Source organism: Sinorhizobium meliloti, assembly GCF_017876815.1.
GTDB classification, from domain to species: domain Bacteria; phylum Pseudomonadota; class Alphaproteobacteria; order Rhizobiales; family Rhizobiaceae; genus Sinorhizobium; species Sinorhizobium meliloti.
The window spans coordinates 835378-856603 of the sequence record NZ_JAGIOS010000002.1; the positions used below are offsets into that span (position 1 = coordinate 835378).

The following is a 21226-nucleotide window of genomic DNA, read 5'->3' on the forward strand; positions in this document are numbered from 1 at the left end:
GCGACGATGACCATATCGATCTTCCTCGGCGCCCTTCTCGGACCCATGGCGCTCGGCGTGCCGATCGCCTTCGCCCTCATTCTGAGCGGCGTGGCGCTGATGCTCTATCTCGGCCTGTTCGATGCCCAGATCGTGGCGCAGAACGTGCTGAACGGAGCCGACAGCTTCCCGCTGATGGCCGTTCCCTTCTTCCTGCTTGCCGGCGAGGTCATGAATACGGGCGGCCTCTCCCGCCGCATCGTCGCGCTTGCCATGGCCATGGTCGGCCACATCCGCGGCGGGCTCGGCTTCGTCGCGATCTTCGCGGCCTGCATTCTCTCCAGTCTTTCCGGCTCGGCGGTCGCCGATGCAGCCGCACTCGGCGCACTGCTTCTGCCGATGATGCTGAAAAGCGGCCACGACCCGGCGCGCGCCAGCGGGCTCATCGCCTCCGCCTCGATCATCGGCCCGATCATACCGCCCTCGATCGGCTTCATCCTCTTCGGCGTGGTCGGCGGCGTCTCCATCACCAAGCTTTTCCTCGCCGGCATATTCCCGGGACTGATGATCGCCGCGGCCCTTTCGATCACCTGGCTGATCGTCGCCCGCAAGGAGCAGTTCGAACTGCCGCCGCGGCAGAGCGGCAGGCTGCGGCTCAGGGCCTTCGTCGACAGCCTCTGGGCGCTTTTCCTGCCCGTCATCATCATCGCCGGACTGAAGTTCGGCGTCTTCACACCGACGGAGGCGGGTGTCATCGCCGCCGTCTATTCGCTCTTCGTTTCGATGGTCGTCTATCGTGAGCTGGCGCCGGCGCAACTCTTCCACGTCTTCGTCTCGGCCGCGAAGATCAGCGCCGTCGTGATGTTCCTCGTCGCCTGCGCGGCGGTTTCGGCCTGGCTGATCACCGTTGCCGACGTTCCCGGCGCGCTCGCCGCACTCCTCGAGCCCCTGATGGGCAACCAGACGGCTCTGCTTATCGCGATCATGGTTTTGATCGTGATCGTCGGCACCGCGATGGACATGACGCCGACGATCCTGATCATGACGCCGGTCCTGATGCCGGTCATCAAGCAGGCGGGGATCGATCCGGTCTATTTCGGCGTGCTCTTCATCATCAACAACTCGATCGGCCTGATCACCCCGCCGGTCGGCACCGTTCTGAACGTCATCTGCGGCGTGTCGAAGCTTTCGATGGAGGATCTGATGAAGGGCGTGATGCCCTTCCTCTTCGCGGAACTGATCGTTCTTTTCCTGCTCGTCCTGTTCCCTGAACTGGTGACCGTTCCGGTCTCCTGGTTCGGACGCTGACGCGCGATTTTCGACTGTCAACAAGGCCGGCACGACACCGGCCCAACCTGGGAGGAAAACATGTTCGACAGACTGACCAAACTGACATTGGGCCTGGCCGTGCCACTGGCACTCATGACGGCGGGGCCGGCACTCGCGGAGATCCGCGATCAGACGGTCAAATTCGCATCGGCGAACAACAAGGGTCATCCGCAGGTGACCGGCATGGAGAAATTCGCCGAGCTCGTGAAGGAGAAGAGCGGCGGCAAGATCGAGGTCAAGCTCTTCCCAGGCGGGACGCTCGGCGGCGACGTTCAGACCGTCTCGGCGCTGCAGGGCGGCGTCATCGAGATGACGGTGCTGAACGCCGGCATTCTGGCGAGCAACGTCAAGGAGTTCGGCGCGGTCGACCTCCCCTTCCTGTTCGACAGCGGCGAGGAGGCGGACAAGGTGATGGATGGTCCCTTCGGCACCAGCCTGATGGAACGCCTGCCCGCCACGGGGCTCGTCGGCGTCGCCTATTGGGAGCTCGGTTTCCGCAACCTGACCAACAACCGGCATCCGGTGACCAAGCTCGAGGACATAAAGGGCCTGAAGATCCGCACCATTCAGTCGCCGATCCCCGTCGAGCTTTTCAATGCGCTCGGCGCTAATGCGGTGCCACTCCCCTATACCGAGCTCTATACTGCGCTCGAGACGGGAACGGTCGACGGCCAGGAGAATCCCTCCGCCAACATCATCAACGCGAAATTCTACGAGGTGCAGAAGTACATGACGCTCACCCGTCATCAGTACAATCCGCAGATCGTCCTCGTCAGCAAGAAGTTCTGGGACGGCCTCAATGACGAGGAAAAGACCGTTCTGCAGCAGGCGGCTGTGGAAGCGCGCGACTTCCAGCGCAAGGTCTCGCGCGAGCAGGATGCCGCAGCACTCGAGGAGATCCGCAAGACGGGAATGGAAGTCAGCGAATTGAGCCCCGAGGAAACGCAGAAGCTGCGCGATGCCGTCAAGCCCATGATCGAGAAGTTCAGTGCCGATATCGGCCAGGAGACGGTTGAGGCGCTCTTCAAAGAAATCGGCACCGCCCGCGGCCAATGACCCGACCTCATGCCGGTCCGCCAGCAACGGACGGGCCGGCGCGCAGCTGCCCGAAACCGTAACACCCGGAACCCGACATATGACCGAAACGCTTGTGAGATCCTTGAAGGCGGGCCTGATCGGCACCGGCATCCAGGCTTCGCTGACGCCGGCCATGCATATGGCGGAAGGCGCGGCGCAGGGCATTCGCTACGACTACGAGCTGATCGATCTCAACCTGCTAGGGGCGAGCGAGAAGGACCTGCCGCGCTTGCTCGCCGACGCCGAGCGGCGGGGGTTCGCCGGACTCAATATCACCCATCCCTGCAAGCAGGCGGTCATTCCCTATCTCGACGAGCTCGCCTCCGAGGCGCGGCAGCTCGGCGCCGTCAACACGGTCGTCCTCAGAAGCGGACGGCGCTACGGCCACAATACGGACTGGTGGGGCTTTGCCGAAGGCTTCCGGCGCGGCCTGCCGGATGCCGATCTCTTCTCCGCCGTGCAGCTCGGCGCCGGCGGAGCCGGGGTCGCCACGGCCTATGCCGCGCTCTCGCTTGGCTTGCAGCGGCTCGTCGTGTTCGACCGCGAGGCCGGCCGGGCGCAGGCGCTCGCCCGGATGCTCTCCCCTCTCTTTCCGAGAGCCGAGGTGGCGGCCGGCAACGACCTTCCCTCGGAAATGAGAAATGCCGCCGGCCTCATCCACGCGACGCCGACCGGCATGGCGAAATATCCCGGATTGCCGCTCGACGCCGAGCTTCTTTCGCGAAGCCATTGGGTCGCCGAGATCGTCTATTTTCCGCTGGAAACGGCGCTTCTCAGGGAGGCCCGGCGGCGTGGCTGCAAAACGCTCGACGGCGGCGGCATGGCGGTGTTCCAGGCGGTCGGCGCGTTTCGGCTGTTCACCGGGCTTGAACCCGACGCGGCGCGGATGCTCGGCCACTTCAGGGCGATGACCGGCTAACGGCGCCCGGCCACGCAGGTTTCATTTGACGACCGGTTTGTATAGCGTGTCATTCAAGGAGGCGCGGGGCAACCGGCGGTTGGCGTTCGCCGGCGATCTGAAGTCATTCGAAACCAAAGCCTTCGAAGCGGCCCAGCAGGCGGGCACGGCGATCGTCGTCGACGTTTGGGCGAGCTGGTGCCCGACCTGCGCCGCGCAGGAACCAATTATCGAAAAGCTGACGTCGTCGCCGGAATTCTCGTCCGTAACCGTATTCAAGGTAGCCTTCGACAAGCAGAAGGACGTCGTGCAGGCGCTCGGGCCGCAGCGCCGGTCCACGCTGATCTGACAGGCGTGGACAAGCAGCTGTAGGCCGCGCTGGTCGAGGAATCCCCGGCCTGGCTCACGAACCTGACCACGCGTTTCTGCCCCCTCGGCACCACTGTGATGCCTGTGCGGCTTTCGGCGACGGTGGCGGGGTTTGCGGGCTAAAATGATCGTGATCTAGGCAGCGGCCGTGAGCGCTGCAAGCTCCCGGAAAAGCCGCTCGTCTTCCGACTGGGCGACATTGAAGCGCAAGAAGCCGCTGGCCGTCTGGGCATGACTGAAGACGTTTCCCGGCGCGAGCACGATGCCTCTGGCGAGCGCTTGCCTCGCGAGCCTCGCGGCATCGATGCCATCCGGCAGCCGGCACCAGAGGAACATCCCCGCCTGCGGCTCGATCCAGGGCGTGATCCCGATCCGCGCGAGTCTTTGGGCAGTCTCGGCCATGGCCCCTGCCAGGCGCTGGCGCACCGTCTCCATGTGCTTGCGATAGCTGCCGTTTTTCAGGAGCGTCAGCACCAGTTCGGACGAGAAGCCGGCGGCGCCGAAGCACGTGGCGATCTTGAGGTCGGTCAACGCCTCCACCCAGTCGCGAGGAGCCACGATGAAGCCGCAGCGCACCGCCGCCGAAAGCGTTTTCGAGAAACTGCCTATGTGCACCACGCGTTCGAGCCCATCGAAAGCCGCAAGGCGCGGCGCCGGCGTCTCTTCGAAATCGGCGAAGATATCGTCCTCGATGATCGTCAGCCCGGCCTGCTCCGCAAGCTTGAGCAGACGATGGCCGACAAGCGGCGACAGCATTGCGCCGGTCGGATTGTGAAGGGCAGAATTGGTGATGTAGAGCCGGGGCTTGTGCTCTGCGAGCGCTTCGGCGAAGCGGCCGATGTCCGGCCCGCTGGGTGTATAGGGAACACCGAAGATTCTTGCCTGATGCGCCCTGAGGAGTGCGTGGAAATTGAAATAGCACGGATCGTCGACGAGCACCGCATCCCCCGGCTTCAGCAGGAAACGGCAAAGCAGATCAATCGCCTGGGTGCCGGATTCGGTGAGCAATATCTGATCGGGCGACGCCTCGATGCCGTGCTGCGCCACGCGCCGTGCCAGAAGCTGACGCAGCGGCAGCAATCCGAGCGGCGCACCATAGTCGACAAGCGTGGCGGCGGCGCCGCGTGCGATGCCCCGCAATGCCCGCCGCAATCCTTCCTCCGGCATCCAGTGCGGCGGCAGCCAGCCGCAGCCCGGCCTCAGTACCCCCTCCCCCGGCTCCAGGGCCTGGCGCGAGATCCACAGGGGATCGACAGCCCGGTCCACGCGCGGGCCGATCTCGGCAAGCGTGAGCGGCGCAAGCGGCGCCGCTATGAAGAAGCCCGAACCCGGCCGCGAGCGGATCACACCTTCGGCCTGAAGGCGCTCATAGGCCTCTACCACCGTAGATTTGGACACTTTCATGGCCAAAGCGAAGGAACGGATGGACGGCAGCCTCGCGCCGGGCGTCAAACTCCGCGCGGCTATCCGGTGCTTCACCGTGCCCATCACCCTGGCGATCAGGCTTTCGCCCGCGGCACTCGTCCCTTTCAGCTGCATCCGTACTGGCTCTTTCTCCATGACAGTTCCTCTCAACTGTACCTTACTGTCTCTGGAACAGCCAGCGATCCGGCCCGATACCGGAGAAAAAGGAGCATCGGTATGAACAAGGCAGCGAGCGGCTGGATGAGCGGTTTGATCGGCGTCGTGATCTTTAGCGGCTCGTTGCCCGCGACCCGGGTCGCGGTGATGGACTTCGACCCTATCTTCCTGACCGTAGCACGGGCATCGATTGCGGGAATTCTCGCCTTGTGTCTGCTCTTCGCCTTCCGCGAAAGACGGCCTGCCCGGGGAGATCTCGCATCGCTGGCCGTGATCTCGCTCGGGGTCGTGGTCGGTTTCCCGCTTATGACGGCGCTTGCGCTGCGTCACGTGACCTCCGCCCATTCCATCGTCTTCATCGGCCTCCTGCCGCTTGCGACCGCGATTTTCGGCGTGCTTCGCGGCGGCGAGCGCCCACGCCCGACCTTCTGGGTGTTCTCGGGCCTCGGCAGCGCGATCGTCGTCGGCTTCGCGGCACGGCAGGGCTTTTCCGCCTCGCCGATCGGGGATCTCCTGATGCTCGCGGCCATCGTCGCGTGCGGGCTGGGTTACGCGGAGGGTGCGAAGCTGTCGAGAAGGCTTGGCGGCTGGCAGGTCATTTGCTGGGCCCTCGTCCTCTCCCTTCCGGTTATGACAGCCCTGATGCTGGCCACCATGCCTTCCAGCCTTGCGGGCCCGAGTGCGGCTTCCTGGCTCGGCTTCGGATACGTCTCCGTCTTCAGCATGCTTATCGGCTTCATCTTCTGGTATCGCGGCTTGGCGCTGGGTGGGATAGTGGCGGTCGGCCAATTGCAATTGCTGCAACCCTTCTTCGGTCTGGCGCTGGCTTCGACACTGCTCGGGGAAAATGTGAGCTGGAGCATGCTCGCCGCGACGGTCGCCATCGTCGCCTGCGTCGCCGGCGCGAAAAAATTTGCCTGACCTCCGGCGACCGTTCCGGAAGTCAGCCGGCGTCTGCCCGCAGCGACCGATCGGTGATTTTGTCGGGCCAACGGCAAGCTGGAACCTTCGCAGCGATCCGCCGTTTCATTCGGACCGGTCGCGCCACGAGCGTCTGCGGAAGACCGCGTGCCTTTTCCTCATTCCGCTCCAGAACGGGAGGCCTATGACAATGATGCGGCGGAAGATATCCCGGTTCGTGCTTGCGGGGCTCGTGCTCGTCGGGGGGATACTTCCCCTAGAGACGAGCGCTGCCCCTGCCGACGAGGCGGCCTTTCTCAATTCGCTCGAGGGCCGATGGACCGGCGGCGGCACGGTGCTGCTTCGCATCGACCGAGGACCGATCAATGTTTCGTGCAATTTCAGCTCGGATGCGACCGGAACCGCGCTCGCTATGAGAGGGACCTGCCGCGGCCTGCTCGTGGTGTCGCGCTCGATCAGCGCGGATCTGAGATCCGACGGCGCGCGCTATACCGGCATCTATGTCGGCCCGAGAGGCGGGCGGTCCGCCTTATCCGGGAGCCGCCGCGGCAACGCCATCAATCTCACCGTCACCTGGGCAAGGGAAGTTAATGGCGATCGCAAGGCGACGCTCATCGTGCAGAAACGCGGCGAGAACGGAATGCGCCTCAGTACTGTCGACGTGGATCCGGCGACAGGAAAGCGCGTGGTGACGAGCGAGCTCAATCTGCGGCGGAGCTGAAGCGGTCGTTCCCCTCGCTCTTTCAGAGCACGCCCCAGCCGCGGTAGCGCCCCCTGCCCGTCATTTCACGCACCCCGAGTTCGCGCACGAGATTGAGGGCGCCGCGCGGCGTGACCCCGAGATGGCGCGCGATCAAAGGCGCGGAGACGATCGGCCGCGACAGGACGAGATCGATCAGGCCCGGGAGATTGCTGTTCGATCGGCGGTCTCTGATCCGCATCTCCATCTGTGTCCTCGCGAGCGACAGACGGTCGAGTTCCTTCATGCCGAGCTCGGCCGCCGCGGACATCGCCTCAAGGAAACCGGTGAGACGCGTCAGCCGGTCCTTTGAGCGTCGACGCTCGTGGCGGATCGTCTTCAAGCCCGTATTATAGGCGAGCACGTGCGAACCGACCTTGCCGCGAAACCGGAGATAGGCGCCGACAAGAAGCGAGCCGAGCCAGTGCTGCCGGCGCAACGGCTCAATACGTTCCCACGCATCGAAAAGAAGGGCAGCCCCAAGCGCGGCGGGCAGCTGGTCGGCAACCGGCAGCACGGCACGCCACGCATCGAGCCGGGCGGTCTCATCCCAGTCGTCATCGAAGAGCAGGCCGAGTTGGCCCGTCGGCTCCACTCTCGACGACTGCGTTTCGATGACCGGCTGTTCTGCCATGACCGCGCTTCCAGCATGAATGTCCAGCAGCCGCGCGGACCGGGCGATCGCCGCATCGATCTCGGCGAAAGCGTCGGAAAGGGAGCTGTCGATCGGGCCGTCCGCCGCGTCGGGCGCATCCGTTTCGTCCGGATCGTCCCGGAGAGCCGAAGTGTTGAGAGAGTCATGCCTGACGGCCGCCCCCGCTTCGCCGCGCAACGCGCTCAACCCAGGCGGCGACAAGGCCCAGTCGGCATCGGCCAGATCCAATCGTCGCCGCGCCCGCAGAACCGCGTGCGCGATGGTCAGCTCGTGCGACGGAGCGCGCGCGTCCATATGCGAGTCGTGTAGAACCAGATCCTCGACATGCACGAGTTCACCGGCGACCCAAAGGGCCGCCGCCGCATCGAAAAACTGGCCGCGCTCCCGAAAGCCCTCGGCGACGGCATGACGCCCGGCACGCTCATCGAGCCGGGCGAGCCCGTCTTCGGCGGCAATCAGGACCGTCAGCAGCGCCGGGTCAAGCGGATCAGGAATCTCATATCTCATTTTGAAAGCAACGCGTTGGCGGCGAAACGGAAGGTAGCACGCGCTTTCGTTCGAGCACAGTTGTTCGAAGGTTTTCCACCCCTATTGTGCTTCGCTCACATCTGTTCCCCACACGCCGTCCACAACGACGCTTGCGCGCTGGTGGCGTTGATCTTAAGACCGGCCTAAGACCGAACGACTTCGCGGAGTTGACAGCTGTCAACTCCGGGTGGGCACCACGGGGCTCCATTGATCTCGGGTCTCCCAGGCCTCCCAGGATGTCCAGGAGGTAAGGGCTGCCAGCACAGCGAGAGCGTTCCGGGCCGGAGCAATCGCCCTCGGCAAAGCTCAGCCGTGCGGATGCGCCGTCAAACACAAGGAAAAGGCAAGCGCCATGGTGTCCGATATTCTCGCCGCTTCCGGCGGCGTCAAGCAGGTAATCTGTATAAATTGGGGTACGAAATACGGCGCACCTTTCGTGAACCGCCTCTTCGCGATGGTTGCTCGCAACATCACGCCGCCTTTCACCTTCACCTGTTTTACCGACAATAGGGAAGGCCTTCGGTCGGAAATACTGTGCGAGGACCTCCCGCCGCTCGATGTCGAGACGATGCCGGTAAATACCAAGGGGATTTGGCCCAAGGCGCGCCTGTGGGGCCCGGCACTCGGCAGCCTCAAGGGACCGGTGCTCTTTCTCGATCTCGATCTGGTGATCGTCGGATCGCTCGACGCGTTTTTCGAGATCGGCGGTCCCGACGATATCGTGATGACCCGCAATCAGACTACGCCGCTTGAGCGTCTCGGGCAGACGTCGCTATTCCGCTTCCCTGTCGGCAAGTTGGTCCCATTGCAGGAGAAGTTCCGCGCCGACCCACAAAAGGTGGCCGACGAATATGAATTCGAGCAACGCTTCGTCACGCGCAACGCGCCAGGAGGAGCGAAATTCTTCCCGCGGCGTTTCGTTCTGCATTTCCGCCAGGACTGTCGGCGGCCATTCCCCTTGAACTACTTCCTGCCGCCACGGCTGCCGGCGGATGCACGCGTGGTTATTTTTCCGCGCGGCCTGCTGCCGCAGCATGCGATAGACGGGCAGTTCGGCTACAAGGGGCGGGTGGCGACGCCGAGCGATCATATTCGCGGGCTCTTCTCTCCGGACAGAAGAGAAAAAAGCCCATTCCGCTACCTCCGGCACTATATTCTCCCGAGCCCTTGGGTCGCGGAACACTGGCGCGAATGAGGGGCAAGATCGTATTGTTGACAGCTGTCAACTGCGGAAACGACTGCAGGGACCGGCATCTGCATATCGTCGGCGGCTTTGCCCCGGATTGCGTGGCCCACCGCACGAGATTTCCACTCAATTGCAGAATAGGGGAGGCGGTTGATAACTGTTGTTGCGGTCACCAAGCCTCGAACTGGGGCCGTCCGCGTGACGGAACTTAATGGCGATTTAACTTCCGCATTGCCGGCTTGCCGCCTTTGTTGCCAATACGTTACGATAGAAGCAAAATTGTTAAGAAACAGACACCAAGGCGGCAATTCAAAGCAAGTGCGAATCCGCAGCCGAAGCGAGTTTCCCCTATCTGGAGCGTCAAGGCAACCGCGAGCGGTCAGCGTCGCAAGCCTGACGTGCCTTGCGACCGACAACTCCTGCAGTGCGCCCGAGATTCCTGTCTTACAAAGACTGTTCAGCGGAGACATCAACTCGCAAGCGGCATGCTTGCCCCTCGCGCGCGCCTCAGTGCAGCGACCATCGGAGCAACCGAGAAAGCCTGGCGCCGTGCTCTCGCGGTAAGAACCCGAAGATAGCCGCCTGGCGAACTTATGCAATCGGCTCTCTCCAGGATGCAAGCGATGACGGTCGCAGCATTTTCCTGGCCGAGAACGGTGCATGCATCGTCATAGGCATCGGTGCTCACGTTCAGCATGGTTCTGACGACGACTGCAGCGGTCAGCAGATCCTTCCAGTTCGTTATACGGCCCTGTGGTCCGTAATCGGCGATCTGCGGGCAAGCGGATAGGAGGACGGGCAGAGGAATTTCCCGGGCGAGGCGGGAGATCGGCAGAGATGGGGACACCGAGCTGACCGGCGGCTGCGAATCGATACGGGTCGAAACCTCCGAGAGCTTCGCCTTCGGTGTCACAGGGTCCGCGTTGCAGCTTTGGGCGCCGGCCGAAAATTTCCCCGACCCTTTTCCCAAGCCAGGTTCAGATTCAAATTGAGAGTCTGGATGTGAACTCTGTATGTGCTGCCCATTATGGCGATCATTGGCGCCCATTTTTTTGGAATTAAGCAGTTTTTCCAATTGATTGGATAGATCCGTACGAAGTTCCGCCATAGCGTCATGAAGGGTCTCGACGTCGCTGACCGATGCCTTGCGCGAGAGAGGCGCAGACAATTCCTCATATCTCCGTTGCTGCTGCTCGCAGTCGGTGGGCAGGTCAGAGTCACGAAGGAGCTCGAGCAGCTTGGCGATGTCGCGCCGGCAGAGGCTCAGTCTTTCGCGCATCAGACGATGATACTGTTTGGCTGCGGCAAGTTTGGCAGCGGCGGCTTTGAACTCATCGGCCCGGGCGACGAGCGGGGAGAGGTCGAATCCGAAGGCTTCGCCCACCGCTCCATTACGGCTCCTTCGGGCGTAACGCTTACCGTTCGGGCTGTCGCGCCGCAGGATCAGGCCCGATTCCACGAGGCATGCAAGATGCCGGCGGAGCGTCGTGCCCGCCATTCCGTGGGTACGGAGCGAGAGCTGCGCATTGGAGGGGAAAACGACGAGGCCATTTTCGCCCGAGAGCTCGGCTCCTGGATAAAAGCTCAAAAGGGCGTTCAACACCGCAAGCGAACGATCGGACACGCCGATCACCGTCTTCGCTTCACAGAGAGAACGGAACAATTTCCACTTGTCCACCGACCGGTCCGGCGGGACGTTACCGGCGGCGATCTGACTTGCGAGCATGCCAAGCGTCATCGCCCGCCGCCCAAAGGGCGTCGTCACACTTCCACGTTCCATTTTCTTCACCTTTTCCAAGGCAAAAGAAATCCGTTCGCCGAAACGACGTCAAAAATGCTTGACACTGATTCGCGGAAGTGGGATTCTCTAGTTGCTACACGAGAGAAGGGTTTCCGCAGCGCTAGTCGTTCGGAAGCCTTTTTCTTTTGCTCTGTTTAGTCTCCTGTTTCCCGTTGATATTCGAGGTAGAGCGCTTCGAGCCTCTGCCTCACGAATTCTGCAAAGCCCGGTGCCGCCTTCTTGCTGAAGGCCAGCGTCGTTTCCGCATCCGTTTCGCGAATACGCACGGCGCGGATCCTGTCCGGAGCAATCCAGGTTTCCGCCTTTGAGGGCTTCCTGGCTAGGCTCAGCAAGGCAAATAGCTTTTCGAAACGCTGATCGCTCTCCAGCGCCTTGAACGCGGCCGTCTCGATGAAATCCAATGCCTTCGGACGCCGGTCATCGCGGTCGATGAGATCGGCAAATTCCATCCATCGTCTCCTGCCGAAACCCGGCGCGGCACCGATGGCTTCGATGATGTCCAACGGCAATCGGCGGACGACGGCGATCATCTTGGAGAGGGCCGCCTTGTCGACTCCGAGGGCCGACATGATCGTGTCCCGCGAGAAGCCGCGATCTTCAAGACGCGTTGCGAACAACGCTCGCTCTATGAAGGAGAGGTCGGTGCGGGCGTTGTTTTCCTGCCCCTGGGAAATGACGAGTTGCTCGTCGTTCAAGTTCCGGATGACTGCCTTGACCTTGATGCCGATCTCGCGCAATGCCGCAAGCCGCCTGTGGCCGTAGGCGACCTGATATCGGCCGCTCTCCGCCGGATGCGGCCGCACGAGGATCGGAACCTGTTGTCCGTGGTCCCGGATCTGCTGAACCAGCATGGCCTGAACGTCGGGGGCGACACCCAGCCTATCGATGATGAAAGAGGAATCGATCAGCTCCGGGTCCAGTTCGACGATTGCGCGCCCCTCGGCAAGCTGGCGCTCCAATTCCTCCGCTCGCTCGACCTTCTGGGTGATGTTCGAGAGGGATCTGGTGATGCCGCCGACGAGGCCAGTGGAGCGCTGGGCGGGCGCAAGGCCTGCGATCGGACGACCGACGGCCGGGCGCTCCCCGTCTTCGGGGGCGAGGGGGCTCTCGGAAATGCCGATCAGGTTCTTGCGCGCCATCGGTTACTTCCTCCCCCAGACCCTGCGGATCATCTCTTCGATCTCCGCATTGACGAGCGAGAGCGAATCCATCGCCCGGTCGTAGGTACCGCGTATGAATTGCGAGCGCTCCACTTCATAGAGCGTCTGCTTGGTGACGCCGGCGTCGGAAATTGCGGTCGATTTCACCATCGCGTTCTGCAGCATGCGGTTGCCGAAGATCGCGCGCATGAAACCGGTCATCTGGCTCTGCGGTCCGTCGTTGGGCTCGAAGCGCGTGACCAGATAGCGCATCCAGTCATAGCTGGTGCGCCCGCCGGCATTCTCGACAACGGCCATGAGCTCGCTCGTCATCGACAGGAACTGGGACATCGACATGACGTCGAGCATCTGCGGGTGCACGGTGATGAGCACGGAGGTCGCGGCGCAAAGCGCCGACATGGTCAGAAAGCCGAGCTGCGGCGGGCAGTCGATGACGACGATGTCGTAGAAGCTCTCGATTTCGGAAAGCACCTCGCCGATCCGCGCGAAGAACATGGTCTCGGTGGAGCCCGCGATCATCGCCTTCGGAGTCTCGTGCTCGAATTCCATGAGCTCGAGATTGCCCGGAATGAGGTGAAGATTGGCGGTATAGGTCGATCGCACCACCTCCGCGATCGGCCGGGGGGCCTCGTAGCGTATCGCGCCATAGAGTGTTTCCCCTTCGCCGACGTCCAGTTCCGGCTGATGACCGAAGAGGGCGGAGAGCGAGGCCTGCGGATCGAGATCGATCGCCAGCACCCGATAGCCGCGCAAGGCGAGATACTGCGCGAGGTGAGCGGATGTCGTCGTCTTGCCCGAACCACCTTTGAAATTCATGACGGAGACGACTTGCAGCTTTTCGCCCGGTCGACGATGCGGAATATATTTGCCGGTCTTGCTGCCTTCGTCGAGAACCCGGCGGATACGGTCGATGTCCTCCATCGCATACATGCGGCGGCCGTTTGACAGCGGCTGCGGACCATGGCCTTCTGAGGCGATCTGGCGCAGATAGCCTTCGCCGATTCCGATGAAGGCCGCTGCCTCTGCCGGGCTGAAGAGCCGCATCGTCTTTTGCGCCGACGGAGAAAAGATCTTCTTTTGATGCTCCTGCAACTGGTGTGCGAGTTCCTGAGCGTCGGCAGACAAGAGCGACGGCAAATGCTCCTGCTCCTCAAGACTCTGGATTCTCTGCTGCAACATTCCTACTCTCCAAAAACTGCGCAAAATTCACCAATGGGAGCTGATCTGCGCAGTTATACTATGCGCCGATTCGTTGCCATTTTACAAACGCTTAACAAAAAGCTCGGTTGTGCTGCAGGGGCGCTGCAGTTTTGTCGTCCCGCTGTTCATTGGTTGTCCGCGGACAACTCGCCGGCAGTCCAGCCGGGCCGATCCGGCCGACACTTGCGTTGGCGAAGCGCCGCATCCGAGCGGCCGCGCAAATCTCCCCCAGACGTTGCAACAGACGCGGTACCCTTAGTAGATCATAATTTTAGTAGACTATTGACAGCGGACCGGATTGTGACAGGATCGAGCCCCGCAGGTCGGATAAGAGAAGGATAAGGCATGTTCTATCTCGGCGGAATGACCCTCGGCTACCTCGTCCCACCCCCGCGCACCGGCGTGGCCCGCAAACCTGCGGTGAGCAAGGAGCCGGCGAACGATCGTCCCGACCGGGAGAACGCCCCGGGCGACGGCGAACGGGATCAGGAGTGGGCGCGTGCCTTCCTGGCGCCGTGGCACCTCTTCTATTGAAGCGCCTCTGCTGCATGTCCTTCTCTTGAAGCGGCGACGCGTCAGGAAACATGCGGGAGGGCTGTCGTCTTGGCGCGAAATGGGTAAGGTACGGGGTCGTTTACGAGCGAGGGCCCCGCCATTTCCAGCAATCGTGCCTACACCGAAGAAAAACGCCAGGAACAGCCCCTGTCGCTGCATCAGAGAATTCTGAGCGAGGTCGAGGGCCACATTCTTTCCGGCGACTGGCCGCCGGGGTACCGCATTCCTTTCGAGCACGAACTCACGGAGCAATACGGCTGTTCGCGAATGACCGTGAACAAGGCCCTGAGCGAACTCGTGAAGCGGGGACTGATCGAGCGGCGGCGCAAGTCCGGAAGCTATGTCAGCTTTCCGCAGGTCCAATCCGCGGTGATGGAGATTCACGACGTCAAGCGGGAGGTACAGTCCCTTGGGCTCGACTACGCCTACCGTCTCGGCGAGCGAGCGGTGCGCAAGATGCGTGCCGGCGATGAGGGGCGCATCGATCTGCCTGTATCGTCGCGGCTTCTCGATGTTACCTGCCGCCATTTTGCCGGCGGCCGCGTTTTCTGCCTCGAGGAGCGGGTGATCAATCTTTCGGCGGTGCCGGAAGCCGAAACCGAGACGTTCGAGACCGCCGCCCCGGGCTCGTGGCTGCTCGGCAAGGTGCCGTGGAGCACCGCGGAGCATCGCATAAGGGCCGTCGCGGCAAGTCGCCCGACGGCACAGGCGCTCGAAATTGCGGTCGGTGCGGCCTGTCTCGTCATCGAGCGCCGGACCTGGAGCGGCGGCGTACCGGTCACCAGCGTGCTGCTCACCTATCCCGGAGATCGCCACGAACTCGTCGCGGAGTTCGCGCCGAGCGCGCCCGCATAGGCCGCGTCAACTCCTGCTAACGCGCAATTTTTGCAAGAAAAAGCACCAATCTCTGGCGCTTTGGCTCGTCGAGGGGCATCCTGTCGGCAGTGTCATCCTGGCAGAGGGAGGAACGCCGATGCGCTGCTTTACTGTACTCGGTCCTTCGCAGATCGGAAAATCCACGCTCGTGGAGAGGGTGGGCTCGCTGGGAGGCGAGCCGAAAAAATCAGTTACGCCATATGGATTGGGTCTCACCGAATTCGAATTCGGCGGCGAGGCCTGGTGCGCGCTCGACGTCCCCGGCAACAACGAGGCCCTGGCGCATGCGCAGCATGCGTTGCTCGCGAGCGACGCATGTGTTCTCTGTGTTTCGCCGATATTGGACGAGGCGGTTCTCGCCGCCCCTTACTTGCGCATGATCGAGGCGTCCGGCACACCCTGCATCCTCTTCATCAACCGCATGGACGAGCCGCGAGGGCGCATAAGGGACATCGTCGCCGCCCTGCAGGATTTCTGCAGCCGCCCGCTCATCCTGCGGCAGATTCCCATCCGCGACGGCGACAGGATCATCGGCAGCTGCGATCTGATTTCGGAGCGAGCCTGGCGCTATCGCGAGGGACAGCCTTCCTCCCTCTTCGAGATCCCCGAAAGCGCGCTCGAGCGCGAACACGAGGCACGCGCGGAGCTTCTCGAGCATCTTTCGGAATTCGACGATTGGCTGCTGGAAGAACTCATCGAGGACCGCGAGCCGGCGAGCGACGCGATCTATTCGATCTCGACACGGGTTCTGAACGAAAACAAGATCATTCCGGTGCTCCTCGGCTCGGCCAGCCACGGCAACGGCCTGATGCGGCTGATGAAGGCGCTCCGGCACGAGGCGCCGCGCGCCGAAGCGCTGAGAAAGCGCCTAGCCGCGGGTGCCGGCGTCGACGAGACGACGCTCCTCGCGGTCAGTTTCCATGCCCATTATCGCCAGAGCGTCGGCAAGACGGTTCTTGCCCGCGCTCTCCAGAACGGAGTGAAGCAGGGGGCGACGCTCGGCGGCGCAAGTCTCGGCGCTTTGCAGGATCCCGCAAGCGGCCGGCCCATCGGCTCGGGCGTAACCGAGGCGGGCCAGCTCTTCGGAGCGGTGAAATCCGACCACCTGCCGGTCCCGTCGCTGTTGACGGCCGGTGCGGCCGTCGCTCCGCCCGACTGGACGACCCCGCCGACCCCCATGCTCGAACGGATACTGGTGCCGGCGAGCGAACGCGACGAGACCAAGCTCTCCGAGACCCTTGCGAAACTCGCCGAGACCGATCGCGGCCTGAAGGTGATGCAGGAGGAGGGGACAGGGGCGCAGCTCGTTTGCGCTCAAGGCCCGGTGCATCTGCGCGAAGTCTGCAGGACGTTGTCGGACGTCTTCCATGTCGAGGTGAGCGACCGGCCCCCGAGCCCGATCTACCGGGAGACCGTTTCGAAATCCTCGGACGTTCATTACCGCCATCGCAAGCAGACCGGCGGGGCAGGGCAATTCGCGGATGTGAAGCTCAGCGTCCATCCGAACGGGCGAGGCGACGGATTTTCCTTTGCCGAGACGGTCAAGGGCGGTGCGGTGCCGCGCAATTACATTCCTGCGGTCGAGGCGGGCGCACGCGAGGCGATGGAGAAGGGCCCCCTCGGCTTCAAGGTCATCGACGTCGGCGTGCTGCTCACCGATGGCCAGCACCATTCGGTCGACAGCTCGGAATATGCGTTCCGCACGGCCGGCAAGCTTGGCGTCCGGCAGGCGCTGTCGCAGGCCGCCTCCGTCCTGATGCAGCCGGTCTTTCGCGTCGAAATCCATGTCCCCTCGGTCTATTCGGGCAGTCTCGTGCCGATCGTTGCCTCGTTGAAGGGCCAGGTGCTCGGCTTCGATCGGGACGAAGCCGCGAAAGGCTGGGACATCTTCCGCGCCCTTCTACCCGGCAGCGCGCTCGACGATCTGGCGCGCTCGCTCAGATCCGCCACCCAGGGAATCGGCTATTTTTCCAAGAACTTCGATCATTTCGAGGAACTCTACGGCAAGGAAGCCCAGGCGATCGTCACCGCACACGGAGCGCCGGCCAACGAGCATTGACCGACAGCACGTAGCGCGCCGTATCGATACGGCGCGCTTCTGATCGTTCCTGGCGGAGCACACACTTTCCTCATCCCGCTCTAACCCTTTGCAACGATGCACTTTAGGACGGAGAACCGTTACACACTTTTCCTGGAAGTGCTCTAGCCCCGCACCGGCAGCGGCAGGGCAACCTGTCGCGAGCCGATGATCGCGGCTGCGCCGAGCGCCATGCTTGCCGCCAGCAACAGGGCCTGCGCGACGACGAAGGGGGCCTCGGTTTGCGTCGGTGCTATCGATTGCAGTGCCGGAACCTTCAAGAAGCTCTGCACGACAAGAACGAAAAGGTTGAGATAGAGCGCGAAAGTCGCGCTCACGGCATAGGCGGGCCCCGCCCGGCCGCGGAGCCCAAAGACATGGAGTGCGGCAAGAGCGATGGCGAGGGTGAGGACGGAAATCGCTCCGACTACCAGTGCGGGCGTGATCCCGCTGAAAGGGAAGAGGAAGCCGGTAATGCTAGTCGCCGCGGTGGTGACGAGAAAGACTGCGTGCCAATGGCCGAGCCAACGGCCGGCGCCGAGCGCCGGGAGGGCGACGAGGCCGCTTGCGATGCCGATCAGACTGACGACGACGTGCAGGGCGAGGAGGGTCTCGATGGAAGATCCGGGGATCATGGTGATCTCCTGTGGGCCGGGAAGGAGCGGGGAGGGCGACGGCACAGCCGCTACCCTCGACGGAGGTTACTGATAGTGCGAGGCGCTGTCGGTGATCAGGCTTCGATAAACTCGAGCAGATCGGCGTTGAAGCGGTCCTGATAGGTCTGCGTCAGACCATGATCGGCCCCCTCGTAGACCTTCAGTACGGCGTGCTTGACGATCTTGACGGTCGAGAGCGCCGAGGCGCCGATCGGCACGATCTGGTCGTCGTCGCCGTGGAGCACCAGGGTCGGCTTGTCGAACTTCGCCAGGTCGGCATTGAAGTCGCTTTCGGAGAAGGCGCGGATGCTGTCGAGCTGGCCCTTGAGGCCGCCCATCATGCCCTGCAGCCAGAAGCTCTCGCGGATCCCCTCGGAGATGGCAGCACCCTCGCGGTTGTAGCCGTAGAAGGGGATCGTCAAATCCCTGAAGAATTGCGAGCGGTTGTCGTAGGTGCCTTTGCGAATGCCGTCGAAGACGTCGATCGGCAGGCCGCCGGGGTTGGCCTCGGTTTTGAGCATGAGCGGCGGCACCGCGCCGATCAGCGCCACCTTCGCCACGCGCCCGGTGCCGTGCCGGCCGACATAACGGGTAACCTCGCCGCCGCCTGTCGAATGCCCCACAAGGATCACGCTCCGCAAATCCAGCGCCTCGATCAATTCGGCAAGGTCGTCGGCGTACCGATCCATGGTGTTGCTGTCCCACACCTGGTCCGAGCGGCCGTGGCTGCGGCGGTCGTGAGCGATGACGCGGTAGCCCTTGTTTGCAAAGAAGACCATCTGCGCATCCCATACGTCGGCCGTGAGCGGCCAGCCATGGGAGAAGAGGATGGGTTGAGCATTGCGCGAGCCCCAGTCCTTGTAGAAGATGCGGGTGCCGTCCCTGGTGGTGATCGTAGCCATTTTCTTCATCCTTAGCGGGTTGGAAGATTGCCGGTTGGCGTGCTGTACTTGCCGCCCCCCGTGCTTGAAGAATTAGGCCGATTGCGAAATGATCGGGATTGGCGGATCGGACATTAGGCGGGCCGAAACCGACAAAGAGGTGCGACATGGCGAAGGGACGAGCACTGCCATCGAAGGCCGAGATCGGACTCATGCTTTATCCGGGTTGCCAGATGGCGATGGTCCACGGCATGACGGATCTCATCGGCATAGCGGGTCAGTTCTCCGCCGAGCGCGGCGGACCGGTGGCGCGGATCACTCACTGGCGGCTTCAGGACGACGGCTGTCTTGCGCGATGTTTCGACACCCATCCCGAACTCGGGTCACGGGAAGCGCCGGAGATCCTGCTTGTCCCCGGCCGGCTGACGGGACCGATGGAGGCAGAGGAAGCGGCGCCCTATGCGCGCTGGCTGCTTGACCGGCATGCCAAGGGCGCGACGTTGGCATCGACTTGCGGCGGCACCTTCGTGCTTGCGGCGACCGGCCTGCTCAAGGGTCGCCCGGCGACGACGCACTGGCTGTTCGCCAACGCCTTCCGCGACCGTTTCCCCGACGTCCGGCTCGATCCGGACAAGATCGTCATCGAGGACGGCGACATCATCACCGCCGGCGGCCTCATGGCGTGGACCGACCTCGGCATGCGCCTCGTGGACCGCCTGTTCGGTCCGACGGTAACGGTCGAGACCGGGCGCTTCCTGCTCATCGATCCGGCCGGACGCGAGCAGCGGCACTATTCCAGCTTTTCGCCGCGTCTCAATCATGGCGACGAGGCGATTCTCAAAGTGCAGCATTGGCTGCAGACGCGCGAGGCCCGCGCCGTCAGCGTCGCGGAGATGGCAAAAGTGGTGGCGATGGAGGATCGCACGTTCCTGCGCCGTTTCAAGGCGGCGACAGGAATGAAGCCGATCGAATATGCGCAGCATCTGCGCGTCGGCAAGGCGCGTGAGCTCCTGGAGTTCACCAAACGCTCGGTCGAACAGATCGCCTGGTCCGTCGGTTACGAGGACGCGGCTGCCTTCCGCAAGCTGTTCCACCGCATCGTCGGGCTGTCTCCGGGCGACTATCGGCACCGTTTCGCCGTAGCGGCTGCCGGGTAGCTTGCGCGGTGGACGGCAGCGTGCCGGCGTCGCTTTTTTCGCGCCCGCGGCTGCGGAACAAATTTTGGTCTGAAGAATTAACAGGTGTCGCTTCTGTCCCCCAGCGACATTCAGGACCCCAACCTGTTGCAGTGCCCGCGTCATCCCCTGCGCGGGCACTCGCATGTCTGCGAAGCGATTCCCCGCCGGCCCTCGGTTGACGACGCAAGCGGGACCCCGCCAAGCGGCGAGGCCCCGCCTCAAGTGTCGCTAAAAAGGTTTAGGTCCTTGTATAGGTGGGAAGCCAGGAAGCTAGAGTGCCATCCGCGCCCATCTATAGGACCTTGGTCCGACCCCGTAAGGGCAAAGGTCTTAGGCCCGTTGCCAGCTGTGCCTCAGGGTACATATTGCAGCATTCGCGCCGCTGGAGTCTGGAGCGGACAGTGTGTGCGGTCTGCCGCCGGCATTCCGCTCTGGCTCCTTGCACGATCACGTTCCATGATTTTGGGTCGACGGGGCCTAAAGTCATCGTGATCTCGGCAGGGGAACAACTCAACCGGATGGATCTCTCCCATGGCATTGTCGGACTACGGACGGAACACCACTGTTTCTGAAGCGTGTTTCAGGACGATCACCCACCCGTTGACGAACCTGATCTGCATTATCGTGGCCGTGTCGATCGCCGCTTTCGCGAGCGTACCGACAGGCATTCCCCCATACATGCTCGCGCCGATCGGTTTCATGCTGGTTATCCTGATCGACCCTGCAGGAATTGCATCTAGATTGAAGGCGCGCTCCGGGAGGCAGGGCGCCACGGCTGGCCGCTCGGAACCGGTGGCCGACGGCTGGCAGGCCAGCGGAAACGGTTGGAGCCTGACATTCCAACGCAAACGCGGCCTGACGAGAGGAGCGGCTCGGTCGAATATCGCCGCTGCTGCAAGGGAACGCGCGGCCGATAGCTGCCGCCGCTGAATTCGAACCTGAGCAAGCGAACTGATCGCCAAGCTCTGAAGCATGAAGGCAACAGGGCGAAGGCCGCCACAAGCCTCAGGACGCCCCGTCGTATGCTGACGAGAAGGTGTTCAGGAAAACAGTGCGGCGAACCCCACGCCTTGCAAGCCTGTTGCCGTACTGCGCAGAGCATCTGCTGTTGACGAACGTAATGGTATAACATAATAAACTCGCCGTAGTGAAATATCGCCGTAGCATTAGCCGGATCGGCATTAGCCGGATTGCGTGTGGGAGATAACCGTTGCCTTCCACCTTGACCGGCGGCTGCGTTCCACATTAACTGGGACCGACGGTTCCCCTACCCGTGAGGTGGAGGGGATTAATAGGGAACACGGTGCGGACGACCCAAGAGGGACCAAAACCGTGGCTGCCCCCGCAACTGTAAGCGGATCGTCGTTCGTCCTTGTGGCGCCAACGCGCCAGCCACTGCGCGCGTTGCGCGGGAAGGCAGATGAGCGACTCTGTCCGTGAGCCAGGAGACCTGCCGTCAAATCGATCCAACGTCACGGGCGGGGATGCCCGGAACAGGAGCAAGCCATGACCGTCTTTCGCGCCTCGCGGCGCACGCTTTCATCAGTTTCCCCGAGGTCCAGCCGTCACTCGTCCGATCG

The 21226-nt window shown here is 62.9% G+C and carries 19 protein-coding genes and 1 riboswitch; of the genes, 12 read left to right on the forward strand and 7 right to left on the reverse strand.

Going from position 1 to position 21226, the window contains the following annotated elements:
• Positions 1 to 6 precede the first annotated feature (6 nt).
• From JOH52_RS22790 to JOH52_RS22805, 4 genes are all read left to right on the forward strand, one after another.
• Positions 7 to 1287 carry a TRAP transporter large permease subunit gene (locus JOH52_RS22790; RefSeq protein ID WP_010974961.1) on the forward strand — a complete coding sequence of 427 codons (1281 nt, stop codon included), beginning with the start codon at positions 7 to 9 and terminating at the stop codon, positions 1285 to 1287.
• 60 nt (positions 1288 to 1347) lie between these two features.
• On the forward strand, positions 1348 to 2364 hold the full coding sequence (locus JOH52_RS22795) for a TRAP transporter substrate-binding protein (protein WP_014527671.1): 1017 nt from the start codon (positions 1348 to 1350) through the stop codon (positions 2362 to 2364).
• A gap of 79 nt (positions 2365 to 2443) precedes the next feature.
• On the forward strand, positions 2444 to 3304 hold the full coding sequence (locus tag JOH52_RS22800; protein ID WP_014530037.1) for a shikimate dehydrogenase: 861 nt from the start codon (positions 2444 to 2446) through the stop codon (positions 3302 to 3304).
• A gap of 25 nt (positions 3305 to 3329) precedes the next feature.
• Positions 3330 to 3632 carry a TlpA family protein disulfide reductase gene (locus tag JOH52_RS22805; protein WP_014530036.1) on the forward strand — a complete coding sequence of 101 codons (303 nt, stop codon included), beginning with the start codon at positions 3330 to 3332 and terminating at the stop codon, positions 3630 to 3632.
• A 155-nt stretch (positions 3633 to 3787) separates the two neighbouring features.
• Here the strand turns inward: JOH52_RS22805 and JOH52_RS22810 are convergent, their stop codons facing one another.
• A complete protein-coding gene (locus tag JOH52_RS22810) occupies positions 3788 to 5212 on the reverse strand; it encodes an aminotransferase-like domain-containing protein (protein WP_014530035.1) in 1425 nt (474 codons plus the stop codon).
• An 81-nt stretch (positions 5213 to 5293) separates the two neighbouring features.
• Between JOH52_RS22810 and JOH52_RS22815 the strand changes: the two genes are divergently transcribed.
• Both JOH52_RS22815 and JOH52_RS22820 read left to right on the forward strand, forming a co-directional pair.
• Complete coding sequence (locus tag JOH52_RS22815) at positions 5294 to 6154, forward strand: DMT family transporter (RefSeq protein WP_014530034.1); 861 nt, start codon at positions 5294 to 5296, stop codon at positions 6152 to 6154.
• Between the two features lie 190 nt (positions 6155 to 6344).
• The gene (locus tag JOH52_RS22820; protein ID WP_014527669.1) at positions 6345 to 6875 is read left to right on the forward strand and encodes a hypothetical protein; all 531 of its coding nucleotides are present in this window, start codon (positions 6345 to 6347) and stop codon (positions 6873 to 6875) included.
• Positions 6876 to 6897: 22 nt separating this feature from the next.
• Here JOH52_RS22820 and JOH52_RS22825 read toward each other — a convergent pair whose 3' ends face one another.
• Positions 6898 to 8055 (reverse strand): RHE_PE00001 family protein, encoded by a 1158-nt coding sequence (locus tag JOH52_RS22825; protein ID WP_014530033.1) that lies wholly within the window; start codon positions 8053 to 8055, stop codon positions 6898 to 6900.
• Positions 8056 to 8428: 373 nt separating this feature from the next.
• Between JOH52_RS22825 and JOH52_RS22830 the strand changes: the two genes are divergently transcribed.
• The gene (locus tag JOH52_RS22830) at positions 8429 to 9271 is read left to right on the forward strand and encodes a hypothetical protein (protein ID WP_014530032.1); all 843 of its coding nucleotides are present in this window, start codon (positions 8429 to 8431) and stop codon (positions 9269 to 9271) included.
• 460 nt (positions 9272 to 9731) lie between these two features.
• On the opposite strand, the gene repC is transcribed toward JOH52_RS22830, so the two are convergent.
• The 3 genes from repC to repA all read right to left on the reverse strand — a co-directional run bounded on the left by repC (position 9732) and on the right by repA (position 13399).
• Entirely contained in the window at positions 9732 to 11042 is a 1311-nt protein-coding gene (gene repC, locus JOH52_RS22835) for a plasmid replication protein RepC (protein ID WP_014530031.1), read from the reverse strand.
• A gap of 155 nt (positions 11043 to 11197) precedes the next feature.
• Positions 11198 to 12202 carry a plasmid partitioning protein RepB gene (gene repB, locus JOH52_RS22840; protein ID WP_014530030.1) on the reverse strand — a complete coding sequence of 335 codons (1005 nt, stop codon included), beginning with the start codon at positions 12200 to 12202 and terminating at the stop codon, positions 11198 to 11200.
• 3 nt (positions 12203 to 12205) lie between these two features.
• Positions 12206 to 13399: a plasmid partitioning protein RepA gene (repA, locus tag JOH52_RS22845; protein WP_371070294.1), complete on the reverse strand. Its 1194-nt coding sequence runs from the start codon at positions 13397 to 13399 to the stop codon at positions 12206 to 12208.
• Positions 13400 to 13768: 369 nt separating this feature from the next.
• Between repA and JOH52_RS22850 the strand changes: the two genes are divergently transcribed.
• The 3 genes from JOH52_RS22850 (at position 13769) to JOH52_RS22860 (ending at position 16913) form a co-directional block, all read left to right on the forward strand.
• Positions 13769 to 13957: a hypothetical protein gene (locus JOH52_RS22850; protein WP_014527663.1), complete on the forward strand. Its 189-nt coding sequence runs from the start codon at positions 13769 to 13771 to the stop codon at positions 13955 to 13957.
• A gap of 168 nt (positions 13958 to 14125) precedes the next feature.
• Positions 14126 to 14833 (forward strand): histidine utilization repressor, encoded by a 708-nt coding sequence (hutC, locus tag JOH52_RS22855; RefSeq protein WP_010974974.1) that lies wholly within the window; start codon positions 14126 to 14128, stop codon positions 14831 to 14833.
• A gap of 118 nt (positions 14834 to 14951) precedes the next feature.
• Positions 14952 to 16913 carry an elongation factor G gene (locus tag JOH52_RS22860; protein WP_014527661.1) on the forward strand — a complete coding sequence of 654 codons (1962 nt, stop codon included), beginning with the start codon at positions 14952 to 14954 and terminating at the stop codon, positions 16911 to 16913.
• Between the two features lie 143 nt (positions 16914 to 17056).
• On the opposite strand, the gene JOH52_RS22865 is transcribed toward JOH52_RS22860, so the two are convergent.
• Positions 17057 to 17566, reverse strand: a complete 510-nt coding sequence (locus tag JOH52_RS22865; protein WP_013850212.1) for a hypothetical protein — start codon at positions 17564 to 17566, stop codon at positions 17057 to 17059.
• Positions 17567 to 17661: 95 nt separating this feature from the next.
• Positions 17662 to 18489: an alpha/beta fold hydrolase gene (locus tag JOH52_RS22870; protein WP_014530876.1), complete on the reverse strand. Its 828-nt coding sequence runs from the start codon at positions 18487 to 18489 to the stop codon at positions 17662 to 17664.
• 146 nt (positions 18490 to 18635) lie between these two features.
• On the opposite strand from JOH52_RS22870, the gene JOH52_RS22875 reads away from it, so the two are divergent.
• Both JOH52_RS22875 and JOH52_RS22880 read left to right on the forward strand, forming a co-directional pair.
• The gene (locus tag JOH52_RS22875) at positions 18636 to 19625 is read left to right on the forward strand and encodes a GlxA family transcriptional regulator (protein WP_010974978.1); all 990 of its coding nucleotides are present in this window, start codon (positions 18636 to 18638) and stop codon (positions 19623 to 19625) included.
• A gap of 552 nt (positions 19626 to 20177) precedes the next feature.
• Positions 20178 to 20576: a hypothetical protein gene (locus JOH52_RS22880; RefSeq protein WP_014530875.1), complete on the forward strand. Its 399-nt coding sequence runs from the start codon at positions 20178 to 20180 to the stop codon at positions 20574 to 20576.
• Between the two features lie 312 nt (positions 20577 to 20888).
• Positions 20889 to 21118, forward strand: a riboswitch (cobalamin riboswitch).
• Positions 21119 to 21226: the final 108 nt, after the last annotated feature.

Excerpts from the sequence above, each read along its gene's own strand:
- repB (WP_014530030.1), bottom strand. The coding sequence starts at position 12,202 with ATGGCGCGCAAGAACCTGATCGGCATTTCCGAGAGCCCCCTCGCCCCC.
- JOH52_RS22860 (WP_014527661.1), top strand. The coding sequence starts at position 14,952 with ATGCGCTGCTTTACTGTACTCGGTCCTTCGCAGATCGGAAAATCCACG.
- JOH52_RS22815 (WP_014530034.1), top strand. The coding sequence starts at position 5,294 with ATGAACAAGGCAGCGAGCGGCTGGATGAGCGGTTTGATCGGCGTCGTG.
- JOH52_RS22875 (WP_010974978.1), top strand. The coding sequence starts at position 18,636 with ATGGCGAAGGGACGAGCACTGCCATCGAAGGCCGAGATCGGACTCATG.
- JOH52_RS22870 (WP_014530876.1), bottom strand. The coding sequence starts at position 18,489 with ATGGCTACGATCACCACCAGGGACGGCACCCGCATCTTCTACAAGGAC.
- JOH52_RS22830 (WP_014530032.1), top strand. The coding sequence starts at position 8,429 with ATGGTGTCCGATATTCTCGCCGCTTCCGGCGGCGTCAAGCAGGTAATC.
- JOH52_RS22865 (WP_013850212.1), bottom strand. The coding sequence starts at position 17,566 with ATGATCCCCGGATCTTCCATCGAGACCCTCCTCGCCCTGCACGTCGTC.
- JOH52_RS22810 (WP_014530035.1), bottom strand. The coding sequence starts at position 5,212 with ATGGAGAAAGAGCCAGTACGGATGCAGCTGAAAGGGACGAGTGCCGCG.
- JOH52_RS22850 (WP_014527663.1), top strand. The coding sequence starts at position 13,769 with ATGTTCTATCTCGGCGGAATGACCCTCGGCTACCTCGTCCCACCCCCG.
- JOH52_RS22790 (WP_010974961.1), top strand. The coding sequence starts at position 7 with ATGACCATATCGATCTTCCTCGGCGCCCTTCTCGGACCCATGGCGCTC.
- JOH52_RS22795 (WP_014527671.1), top strand. The coding sequence starts at position 1,348 with ATGTTCGACAGACTGACCAAACTGACATTGGGCCTGGCCGTGCCACTG.
- JOH52_RS22820 (WP_014527669.1), top strand. The coding sequence starts at position 6,345 with ATGATGCGGCGGAAGATATCCCGGTTCGTGCTTGCGGGGCTCGTGCTC.
- JOH52_RS22800 (WP_014530037.1), top strand. The coding sequence starts at position 2,444 with ATGACCGAAACGCTTGTGAGATCCTTGAAGGCGGGCCTGATCGGCACC.
- JOH52_RS22825 (WP_014530033.1), bottom strand. The coding sequence starts at position 8,055 with ATGAGATATGAGATTCCTGATCCGCTTGACCCGGCGCTGCTGACGGTC.
- JOH52_RS22880 (WP_014530875.1), top strand. The coding sequence starts at position 20,178 with ATGGCATTGTCGGACTACGGACGGAACACCACTGTTTCTGAAGCGTGT.
- repC (WP_014530031.1), bottom strand. The coding sequence starts at position 11,042 with ATGGAACGTGGAAGTGTGACGACGCCCTTTGGGCGGCGGGCGATGACG.